This is a genomic window from Sinorhizobium saheli (assembly GCF_001651875.1).
Lineage (GTDB): Bacteria > Pseudomonadota > Alphaproteobacteria > Rhizobiales > Rhizobiaceae > Sinorhizobium > Sinorhizobium saheli.
Genome location: NZ_LNQB01000015.1, coordinates 1 through 2,440, shown reverse-complemented (window position 1 = coordinate 2,440; position 2,440 = coordinate 1). Strand labels below are relative to the sequence as shown.

The 2,440-nt window shown below is 60.4% G+C and carries 2 protein-coding genes; both read left to right on the top strand.

Features of this window, described 5'->3' with window-relative positions; translation table 11 throughout:
• Positions 1-317 precede the first annotated feature (317 nt).
• Positions 318-497, top strand: a complete 180-nt coding sequence (locus tag ATB98_RS00100) for a hypothetical protein (protein WP_041678995.1) — start codon at positions 318-320, stop codon at positions 495-497.
• Positions 484-2,440, top strand: a 1,957-nt coding sequence (locus ATB98_RS00095) for a recombinase family protein (protein ID WP_066867494.1), incomplete at its 3' end; no start/stop codon positions are given. The genes ATB98_RS00100 and ATB98_RS00095, both read left to right, overlap by 14 nt.

Here is a 2,440-nt window from a genome sequence, read left to right as displayed (position 1 = left end):
GCCATTGCCCGTTCATTCTGCCCATGTCGGTCAGGAATTGGTGGTTCATTACCGTTGGCATCCCTATTTTGGCCACAAGGTCAGTGTGCGGCGGGTAGAGCATCGAGCGACGGGCCAATTTTTTAAGGTGCAGGGTCCATCGGGTCCCGTAGTTTCGATGGCTGCTTGGATGCTTGATCCGGTGGTTTGCGCCGGGATGACGCTGGGCGCGCCACAGGTCGATCTCTTGGCATTGTCCGATCTGAAGAGGCTGGTCACGGTAGCCGCTGCTCCCCCAAACTCCCAACGCGATAATGGAATCGCTTGGGAGAAAGTCGATGAAACAGCACGACGCGCCCGCGCTGACCTCGGGCAGACAGATGAGCCTGATATTCGAACCTCGCCGGGTGGACGGGATGAACGAAGCGGACCGGGCGAAGGTCGTTTTGACGCTTGCCCAAGTCCTGATGCAAGCCGCCGGCATCCGAGTCGAGGAGCTTGCCGATGACAAGCGCTGATCTGCTCCCGGCGACCGTGCTCCAGCGTAAGGCGGTCGTCTATGTGCGCCAGTCGTCGCAGTCCCAAGTCATGACCAATCTGGAAAGCCAGCGACGGCAGTATGATCTGGTCGACATCGCGCGCAAGTACGGCTTTGCCGACATCGAGGTCATCGACGACGATCTCGGGCGATCCGCGAGCGGAACGGTGGCGCGGCCCGGCTTCGACCGTCTGGTCGCTTGGCTTTGCGCGGGTAAGGTCGGGGCCGTCCTGTGCTTCGACGCGTCGAGGCTCGCGCGCAACGGACGCGATTGGCATCATTTGCTTGAACTGTGCGGACTTGTCGAAGCCCGCGTCATCGATCATGACGGTGTGTACAACGCCTGCCATCCGAATGATCGCCTGCTCTTGGGTATGAAAGGCAGCATCAGCGAGTTCGAGCTGGGTGTGTTGCGGGCAAGAATGTACGAAGCCGCCAGGTCGAAGGCGCATCGGGGTGAGCTGCGCCTGTCGGTTCCGTTCGGCTATATATGGCATCGCGAAGCAGGACTGGGGCTCGACCCCGACATCCGTCTGCAAGAGGTGATCCGGCTTATCTTCGCCCGCTTTCGCCAACTTGCCAGTGCCCGCCAAGTGCTGTTGTCGATGAAGGCCGAGCAAATCCACTTCCCCCGGCCCGCAGATGAAGGCCGCATGACGAACTGCGTCTGGCAGCCTGTCCGCTACCGCAATGTGATCAGTGTGCTAAAAAATCCATTCTATGCGGGGGCTTATGTCTACGGCAAAAGCGAGAAGCGAACTTCAATCGTTGAGGGGCGAGCGCGGCGAACCTACGGACATTACAAGCCTGCGGGCACCTGGGAAGTGATGATCAAGGATCATCACGAAGGGTACATCGGCTGGGAGGAATATGAACGCAACCAAAGGCAGTTGGCGCTCAATGCCTACGGTCGCTCGGATGGCGTAAAGTCAGGCCGTGGGGGCAAGGCGCTCTTATCGAGCCTCCTGACGTGCGCCCGTTGCGGCCAACGTCTGAGTGTTTGCTATAGGGGCGGCCCGATAAGCCAGCCGGTCTACCGCTGCGACAAGGGCAATCTGGCTGGGCTGCCTCGTTGTATGATCTTCGGTGCTCCGAAGATCGACACCGCGGTTGCACGAGAGCTGTTGCGAGCGGTAGAACCCTTGGCGATCGAAGCCGCGATCGAGGCGGAACAGATGCACCGGAAACAGCAAGATGATCAGCGCCAGATCCTTGATCTGGAGCTCCAGCAGGCCCGCTACGAGGCCGGCCTTGCCGAGCGGCGCTACGCGGCATGTGATCCTGACAATCGTCTGATCGCCGCACAGTTGGAGAAAAACTGGGAAATCGCGTTGCGCCGCGTGCATGATCTGGAGACGCGCCAGCCCGCCGAAAACCCGACGACCATCGAGGTTGATCCAGGTGCTTTCGCCAACCTGGCGGAAAACCTGTCAGCGGCCTGGAATGCTCCTGATGTGACGATGCGCGCCCGCCAGCAGCTTCTTCGAACGCTGATCGCCGACATCATCGTCGATGTCGACGATGCCATACGTGATGTCGTGCTCACCATTCATTGGCGGGGTGGCCAGCACTCGGAGCTGCGTGTTCGCAAGCCGCGCTCCGGCGAACACGGCAGCACGACAGCCGAAGATGCACTGGAAGTCATGCGCAGCATGGCCGGCCGCTGGTCTGACGAGCACATCGCCGCCACGCTCAACCGAATGGGCTTTCCCACCGGCCAGGGAAAGACCTGGACAGCCCATCGGGTCCGTTCTGTTCGTTACGTGCGTGGCATCGATGCCTACCGTTCAGCTGACAAAAATGGCGAATGGCTCACGCAAGCCGAGGCCGCCAAAGCGTTGGCTGTCTCAAGCCATATGATACGCAAGCTTGTTTCCACGGGCGTTCTTCCTGCAGTCCAGATTGTTCCGCGGGCGCCCTATC